Origin of the sequence: Streptomyces durocortorensis, from assembly GCF_016901035.1 — a bacterium.
GTDB lineage: Bacteria > Actinomycetota > Actinomycetes > Streptomycetales > Streptomycetaceae > Streptomyces > Streptomyces durocortorensis.
On sequence record NZ_JAFEUF010000163.1, the window covers coordinates 8,757 to 16,763 of the forward strand.

The following is an 8,007-nucleotide window of genomic DNA, read 5'->3' on the forward strand; positions in this document are numbered from 1 at the left end:
GACAGCCCGGCGCTCACCGACAAGGAACTGCTCGACCGGCTCGCCGCCCTGGCGGGCCCCCGCGGCACCCGCGGGCGCGCCCCCCCCGGGCCCCCCCCCCCCCCCCCCCCCCCCCCCCCCCCCCCCCCCCCCGGCGCGCGCCCCCCCCCCCGGCGCGGGGGGGGGGGCCGGGGCCCCCCCCCCCCCCTCTCTTTATTCCGGGTTTACCAAAAACTGACCGGGTGGTCTATCTCACCACCCGTCAACCCCGTATTACGGTCGCGTAGGTCACATCGGACGATGCAGGATAAGTCCTTGTGGCAGACGATTCGAGAAACAACCAGCAGCACATCATCGGGTCGTACGCGGCGATCGGCGACAGTTTCACCGAGGGCGTCGGCGACCCCGGCCCCGACGGGACCTTCGTCGGCTGGGCGGACCGCTTCGCGGTGCTCCTCGCCGACCGGCTCCCGGCCCCCGACCCGGCGGCCGGCTCCGAGCACTTCCCGCACGAGGACTCCCCGCACGGGGATTTCCGCTACGCCAATCTCGCCGTACGAGGACGTCTCCTCGACCAGATCGTCGAGGAGCAGATCCCGCGCGCCAAGGAACTGGCGCCCGACCTGGTCAGCTTCTGCGCGGGTGGCAACGACATCATCCGGCCCGGCACCGACCCCGACGACCTCGCCGAGCGTTTCGAGCGGGCCGTCGCCGACCTGAGCAACGCCGTCGGCACGGTCATGGTCACGACCGGCTTCGACACCCGGGGCGTCCCGGTGCTGCGCCACATGCGCGGCAAGATCGCCACGTACAACGTCCATCTGCGGGCCATCGCCGACCGCTACAGGTGCCCCGTGCTGGACCTGTGGTCGCTGCGCTCCGTCCAGGACCGGCGTGCGTGGGACGCCGACCGGCTGCACCTGTCGCCCGAGGGCCACACCCGGGTCGCGCTCCGCGCCGCGCAGGTCCTCGGTCACGAGCTGCCCGCCGACCCGGACCAGCCCTGGCCGCCGCAGGCCCAGCGCCGCCCCTTCGACGAACGGCGCGACAACATCCAGTGGGCCCGCGAATACCTGGTGCCCTGGATCGGCCGACGGCTGCGCGGCGAGTCCTCCGGGGACCACGTCGAGGCGAAGCGTCCGGACCTGCTGCCCCTGTAGCCCAGGCCTCTCAGGGCTCCAGCAGAGGAAGCGCACGCCGGGACGGGTTCGGCACGACGAGCCCGTCCGGCGGCGTGCCCGTGCCGTACCCGGCCGGTATCCGCTCCAGGACACCGCCCGCGAACACGTCGTACAGCGGCAGCGACTCCAGATGCACATAGCCGATGTGGCAGTCGCACACGGCCAGCGGACAGGCCCGCGGGCCGAGCGCACGGCGGTAGCTGCCGTCGTACAGATTGCCCAGCTCCGCCTTGACGAAGTGACAGCGCCGCACCGTGCCGTCCCCGTCCACCGAGATCACCGACTCGCCGGTCCGGCAGGGCAGCCCCGCCGAACGGTGCGGATCGCGGCTGTAGGGGAACAGCGGATCCAGCTCCGTCCACCGCGCCGCCTCCTCGTCGGTGTACGTGTGCCCCTCGGCGGCGTTCACCCAGAGGTAGACCTCGCCCGGCAGCGCCGCCCGCAGCCGCCGCGCCTCCTCCAGATGCTCGTCGAACCCCACCACGCCCACGCTGTAGCGGATCCCCTTCGCGGACAGCTCCCGGCACTTGCCGAGGAACCGCGCGTACGGGGTCTGCCCCGGGTGGTACGTGCACCAGAGCGCTATCCGCTCCGGATCGGTGTCGTCCAGCCAGTCGGTACGGCCGCTCAGGTTCGTCTGGATCGTGACCCGGCCGATGTGCGGCAGGTGCGACAGGTCGGTCAGCGCCCGCCGGTACCAGGAGCGCACCAGCCCCTCGCCCCACGGAGTGAACAGCACGGAGAGCCGGTCGCCGGTCTGTGCCGCGGCCCAGCCGGTGAACCGCTCCAGCGCCTCGCGGTCCGCCGTGAGCTGCGCCCGGCTGTCCCGCCGCTTGGCGAACGGGCAGTAGGGGCAGTCGTAGTCGCAGGAGGCGAGCGGGCCCCGGTAGAGAATCGTCAGGTCCACGGCCCGGTCACTTCCGCTCGTACGCGGCCATCGCCGCCCGCACCCCGGGGGAGAACAGCGCCGGGCCCAGCGCGTCGGAGTGGGCGAGACCCGACGGGGAGAGCCGCAGCAGACCGTCCGGCGCCGACGTGTCCAGCCAGCCCCGCGCCGCGAACCCCGCCAGCTCGGCCCGGAAGTCCGCACCCGGATCCGTACCGAAGCGGGCCCGGTAATCCGCCACCGGCAGCCCCGCCGCCTGGAGCAGCGACTGCAGCAGATGCCGGCGGCGCGCCTCGTCCGCGTCGACGTACCGGCCGACCTCGGCGCGGGAGAAGTCCTCGGTGGCGGTGAAGTCGTCGATGATCGACCGGATCTCCCGCATGTCCACCGCGTAGTCGAAGGAGTAGTGGAGAGCGGAGGTGTACGAACGGGCCCCGCAGCCCAGGCCGATCATGCCGTCGGTCTGGCAGGCGTAGTCCTCCGGGCCCTCCTGCTTTCGTGGGGCGTCGGTCCGCCGGAACATCCGCATCGACACCTGCTCGTAGCCGTGGACCAGCAGATGGTCCCGCCCCACCGCGTAGAGCCGCAGCCGCTGCTCGTCCCAGGCGGCCTCCTCCAGGGCCTGCGCCTCGGGGCCGGTCACGGCCGGACCGATGCGGTGCAGGCCGGTGAGCGGGCGCACGTACAGCGGATAGAGATACAGCTCCTCCGGCCGCCAGGCCAGCGCCGCGTCCAGCGAGGCGAGCCAGCTGCGCTCGGTCTGCCCGTCGATGCCGTAGATCAGGTCGATGTTCAGCACGGGGATCCGGGCGTCACGGATCCGGCCGAGCGCCGCTTCCACGTCGGCGCGGCGCTGCGGACGGACGGCCGCCCGGGCCTCCTCGTCCACGAAGCTCTGCACGCCGATGCTGATCCTCGTGGTGCCCCGGTCGGCCAGCACCGCCAGCCGGTCCGCCGTCGCCGTGGACGGCGAGGTCTCCACCGACAGCGGCACCGAGCGCAGTTCGGCACCCATCCGCTTCTCGGCTATGTCGCAGAGCCGCTCCAGCTCCCCGGCGGTCAGGAACGTCGGCGTCCCGCCGCCGAACGCCGCCGCCGCGAACTGCACCGGCTCCGCGTCGCCCAGCGCGTCCCGCACGGCCCCCGCCTGCCGGTCCAGCGCGTCCAGGTAGCGCGTCGTCAGTTCCTCGGGCGCGCCGATGCGGGTGAAGAGGTTGCAGAAGCCGCAGCGGACCTCGCAGAACGGTATGTGGATATAGAGGGAGAGCGCGTCCTTGGGCTCCGCCGCCCACAGCGACCGCAGGGCCGGGCGGTCCTCCAGCGGACGGTAGGCCGTCTTGTGCGGATAGGCGTAGACGTAACTCTCGTACGGCCGGACGGCGGGGAGGACGGGAGTGCTGGTGGTGATCGTCATCGGGCGGCCCCCGGTTCGAGCGGTACGGATTGGAGCGGTGCGGGCGGTTCGAGGAAGAAGTGGGCGTACGGGACGGTCCAGACGGCCGGGTGGCCGAGCCGGTGGCCGGTGTAGCCGTCGTCGCCGTAGGCGGTGCCGTGGTCGGAGCAGACGATGGCGAAGCACCGGCGGCGGCTGCTCGCGGCGGCGAAGAGCCGGCCGATGTGCCGGTCCACGTACTCCAGGGCCGCCGCGTGCGTGGCCCGGGAGTCGCCCGCCTCGCGGGTCGCGCCGGGCAGATGGAACCAGTTCGGCTGGTGCAGGGCGGACACGTTGACGAAGAGGAACAGCCGCTGCTCGCGGGGGAGCGCCGCGACGACCTCCTCCGCCCTGGTCACCTGCTCCTCGAACGAGGTGGGGGAGGCGACGCCGAAGCCGGGCTCCCAGTGGCTCTCGTGGAACATTCCGGGCAGCACCGAACCGAGCGCCCCCTGACGGTTGAAGAAGCCGACCCCGCCGATGCACACCGTGCGGTAGCCCTCGGCGGCCAGCCCCGACACCAGATCCGCGGTGTCGAACACGAACGTGCCGTCCGCCGTCGTCTCACTGCCCGCGAACCGCGCCGCGAACAGCCGCGGGTGCGGCCCGGGGGAGGCGGGCGTCGGCAGGAACCCGGCGAACATCGCCTGGTGCGAGGCGTAGGTGAAGCTGCCCGGAGCGTGCCGCTCCTCCCAGCTGCCGCCGGGCAGATGCCGGGCGAGGTGAGGGATGCGCCCGGCGGCCGCCAGCTCGACGGCGACGTCGTGGCGCAGGGTGTCCAGCGTGACCAGCAGCAGATCGTGGCTGCCCACGACCTCGCCCATGTCGGGCCGGCCGGGGCCGCCCGGCTCGTCGGACGCGGCGGGGTCAGGTAGCGGTGACGGCACGGTGGTTCCTTGCTCGGTCCAGTACGGCGGCGACCTGCGCCGCGTAGGTGTCCAGGCCCTCGGCGCCGCTGCCCGGCAGACCGGTCAGTCCGGGCAGCAGATCGCCGAAGGCGTTGACCTCGCCGACGGCGAAGCGCCGCCAGCCGGCCGTGGGCAGGAGGTCGACGCCCACACAGGACGTTCCGGGGAAGCAGGCCGCCGCCCGCTCGCACATCGCCAGCGCCTCGCGCCAGCACCCGCCCGCCGCCGCCACGGCGCCCCGGACCTCGTCCAGGTCGCCGCGCGCGCCGCCGAGATGCAGATTGGTCATGGGGCTCAGGCTCGTCCGCACCACGGCGTGCGTCGCCCGGCCGCCGACCACCACGATCCGCAGATCCGCGGCCCGCCCCCGCTGTGACGCCTTCGGCAGCCAGCGCTCGATGTGCAGCCCGTCCGGGGCCAGCGCGTCCACGACCGCGCCGACCTCCGCCTCCGAGGTGTAGCGCCTGACCCGCAGCGAGTTGAACAGCCGCCCCGACGCGTCCCGCTCCACCGAGGTGCTCGCCCGGACCCGGCCGGGTCCTGCCGTCTCCACCGCCAGCACCCCGGCGGCGGAGGAGCCGTGCGCGAGCTTCACGAACGCCCGGGGCATCCGGTGCTCGCGCAGCAACTCCCGTACGTCGGACCAGCCGCGTACCGGGGCCGCCCCCGGACCGGACGTCGGCGAGGCGGGCACGGGAACCCCGGCACGGCCGAGAAGGCCGTGGCACAGCCGCTTGTCGAAGAGCACGGCGAGGTCGGCGGGGGAGCCCAGCAGCTCGGCGCCCGCCGTGGAGGCCGCGCCCGCCACCGCCTCCACCGCTGCGGTGAAGCGCGCGTACCACCGGGCGGAACCCTCCACCCGGGTCGGGTCGTCGACCCCGCGCAGCAGCCGCTCCACCTCGGCGTCCTCGCCGGGCGAATCGATCCGCACGCTCTCGCCGGGACGGAACGCCGCCTCGCCGCGCAGCACCTGGAGCCAGGGCACGACCCGGGCCGGCGGCAGGCCGGCGACCCGTACGGCCTCCTCGAAGAAGGCGACCCGGCGGTTGTCCGGATTGCCGACCACCGCGAAGCGCGGCACCGGGCCGTCGCCGAGGCTACTCACTGACCGCGACATAGCGCTCCGGCTCCTCGTCTTCCTCGTCCGGGTCCGCGTAGTCCTCCTCGGCCTCGCCGCCCTCGACCACGGCCGGGGCGCACGCGGTCCTGATGCGGTCCAGCAGCGGCTCGGTGAGGTAGTGGTGGCGCAGGTCGAGCGTGGACAGATGGTTCAGGGGCTGCCCGTTGAGCAGGGCCTCGCCGCCCGCGTCGCTCAGGGTGCCCATGGACAGCGCCAAGGACTCCAACTGGGCGACGACCGGAGCCGAGCCCACGGCGGCGGCGATCTCGTTCTGGAACTCGCTGTTCTGCAGCCCCAGGTGGCGCAGCCGGGGAAACAGGCCGCCGGCCAGGACCGGCCGGACGTCCTCGATCGTCGCGTCGCCGCCGTACCACGTACTGCCGAACCACAGCTCCAGACGCTCCAGCGCGGGCAGTTCACTCGCGGCGACCGCCCGCACCAGCTCGCCGGGCAGACCACCGGACTCGAAGCGCAGCGACTTCAGCGCCGCATGGCGCAGCGGCCGCAGCGCGAGCCCCTCCCGGCCGCAGCCGCGCACGCCGAACTCCTCCAGCGCCGGCAGCGCTTCGAGCACCGGAGTGATGTCGCACATCTTCAGCCAGGACACCTCGCACTCCTCGCCCACCACATCGGCGAGGAAGAGCGCGCGCAGGGCCGGGAAGCGGTCGGCGTGGGCGACGATCAGCTCCACCACCGGATCGATCGGCGTGTACTCGTCGTGCCACCAGGCGCCGATGACGAGAGCCCGCACCCGGGTCGTGTCCACCGTCTCCAGGAACTGCTCCCACAGAGCGGCGAAGCCGGCGTCCTCGTCGTAGTCGCACACCAGCCGCCAGGCCACCGAGTCAGCGGCGGGAAGGGGGCCGGACGACGGCTCCGGGGTGTGGACGGGCAGCCCGTGGAAGCGCTCCAGATGCTCAATGCCGAGATACGTCATGTCGCTCTACTCCGATACCGCGGTGTAGCGGCCCTCGACGCCCCGGTCGCCCCACGGCTCGCACTTCTCCGAGAGGTCGACCCGGACCTCGTGCGGCTCCAGGGCGGAGCGGACCCGCTCCTCCATCGCCTCGCTGAGGAAGTGGTGGTGGAGATCGAGGACTTCCAGGTGGGTGAGCGGCTGACCTTCGAGGAGGGCGGCCGCCCCCTCGTCGCCCAGCGTCCCGTTCGACAGGTCGAGAACCCGCAGCTGGGCGACGACCGGAGCCGAGGCGATGGCGGCGGCGACCTCGTTCTGGATCTCGCTGTTGCGCACGCCCAGGTGGTTCAGCCGGGGGAAACGGGTGCCGGAGAGCAGCGGAGCGAGGTCGGCGACGTCGGTGTTCCCCTCGTAGGCGGACACCCCGAGCCAGAGGTCCAGCCGCTCCAGCGCGGGCAGTTCGCTCTCCAGCACCCCGCGCACCACCTCGACCGGCAGCCCGCCCGCCTGGATGGTCAGCGACCGCAGCCGCTCGTGCTTGGTCGGCGGGAACACCAGGTCCACCCCGCCGCGCACCCCGAGCTCCGTCAGCGCGGGGAAGCCGGCCAGCAGCGCCGTGACATCCGACTGCTCGATCCAGGTGATCTCGGCCTGCTCCGCCTCCAGATCACCCACGAACACCGCCTCCAGCGACGTCAGCCGGTCGGCGGCGGCGATCACCAGGCCGATCGGAACCGAGGACTTCTCCTCGTACGCCTCGCCCCACTGACCGATGATCAGGGCCCGGACCCCGGCAGGATCGACGGTGTCCAGGAAATCGGCGAACTCCTCCTCCCAGGGGCGGTCGTCGTCGTACGGGTCGACGGAGACGCGCCAGGCCACGGCGTCCGCGGCGGGCCGGGAGCCCTCGTCGGTCGTGTGCCGGAAGTCGACGGCCGGAAGGCCGCCGAACTCGTGCAGATGCTGCGCACCGTACATGGCCCTGAGCTCCTGATCCTGGGGACGGCTGATGTCCGCAAGGTCTATCAAGCCGCACTGACAACGCCGCGACCGGGATCCCCTCCGGGCCGTTGCGACGGTCCGTTGTCAGACCCTGCCCGTAGCGTTTTTCGCAGGGTCGGCACAGCGGGTGCCGCGATCAGGGGGGAGACGTCTGTGTACCGGCAGGGCGATGTACTGATCATGGAGCTGGAGGAGTCGGCGGTGCCCGCTCCCCTTCTGGAGGCCCCGGGCGAACTGCGCGACGGGCGGGGGCGGCTGGTCCTCGCGCTGGGCGAGGTCACCGGACACGCGCACGCCGTGCAGGGCCCCGGCCGGCTGATCCGGGAAGCGGGACAGTTCGGCCCGATGCTGCTCCATCTCCCGGAGGGCGGACGGGTGGTGCACGAGGAACACGCGGTGATCCCGCTCCCCAAGGGCTGGTTCCGCGTCGTGCGCCAGCGGGAGTACGCACCGGGCGCGGTCCGCATCGTGGGGGGGGGGGGGGGGGGGGGGGGGGGGGGCCCCGCCGGGGCCCGCCGCGCCCGGCCGCGCCCCCCCCCCCCCCCCCCCCCCCACCCCCCCCGCCCCCCGCCCCACAGCCGCC

At 73.3% G+C, this 8,007-nt stretch carries 7 protein-coding genes and 1 pseudogene; 2 read left to right on the forward strand and 6 right to left on the reverse strand.

What is annotated here, in order from left to right:
• Positions 1-296: 296 nt before the first annotated feature.
• Positions 297-1,139: an SGNH/GDSL hydrolase family protein gene (locus JS521_RS25230; protein ID WP_205085227.1), complete on the forward strand. Its 843-nt coding sequence runs from the start codon at positions 297-299 to the stop codon at positions 1,137-1,139.
• A gap of 10 nt (positions 1,140-1,149) precedes the next feature.
• Here JS521_RS25230 and JS521_RS25235 read toward each other — a convergent pair whose 3' ends face one another.
• The 6 genes from JS521_RS25235 to JS521_RS25260 are packed head-to-tail and all read right to left on the reverse strand — an operon-like array spanning position 1,150 to position 7,400.
• Positions 1,150-2,067: an STM4011 family radical SAM protein gene (locus JS521_RS25235; protein ID WP_205085228.1), complete on the reverse strand. Its 918-nt coding sequence runs from the start codon at positions 2,065-2,067 to the stop codon at positions 1,150-1,152.
• A gap of 7 nt (positions 2,068-2,074) precedes the next feature.
• Positions 2,075-3,460 carry an STM4012 family radical SAM protein gene (locus tag JS521_RS25240; protein WP_205085229.1) on the reverse strand — a complete coding sequence of 462 codons (1,386 nt, stop codon included), beginning with the start codon at positions 3,458-3,460 and terminating at the stop codon, positions 2,075-2,077.
• Positions 3,457-4,302 (reverse strand): STM4013/SEN3800 family hydrolase, encoded by an 846-nt coding sequence (locus tag JS521_RS25245; RefSeq protein WP_205085233.1) that lies wholly within the window; start codon positions 4,300-4,302, stop codon positions 3,457-3,459. Before JS521_RS25245 ends, JS521_RS25240 begins: the two co-directional genes overlap by 4 nt.
• Positions 4,303-4,345: 43 nt before the next feature.
• Positions 4,346-5,503 (reverse strand): STM4014 family protein, encoded by a 1,158-nt coding sequence (locus tag JS521_RS25250; protein ID WP_205085230.1) that lies wholly within the window; start codon positions 5,501-5,503, stop codon positions 4,346-4,348.
• Positions 5,484-6,443: an STM4015 family protein gene (locus JS521_RS25255; RefSeq protein ID WP_205085231.1), complete on the reverse strand. Its 960-nt coding sequence runs from the start codon at positions 6,441-6,443 to the stop codon at positions 5,484-5,486. The genes JS521_RS25250 and JS521_RS25255 overlap by 20 nt, the downstream gene beginning before the upstream one ends.
• 6 nt (positions 6,444-6,449) lie before the next feature.
• A complete protein-coding gene (locus JS521_RS25260) occupies positions 6,450-7,400 on the reverse strand; it encodes an STM4015 family protein (protein ID WP_205085232.1) in 951 nt (316 codons plus the stop codon).
• A gap of 177 nt (positions 7,401-7,577) precedes the next feature.
• Here JS521_RS25260 and JS521_RS25265 point away from each other — a divergent pair.
• Positions 7,578-7,895 (forward strand): annotated as a pseudogene (locus JS521_RS25265) (DUF8820 family protein); the annotation flags it as partial.
• Between the last annotated feature and the right edge of the window lie 112 nt (positions 7,896-8,007).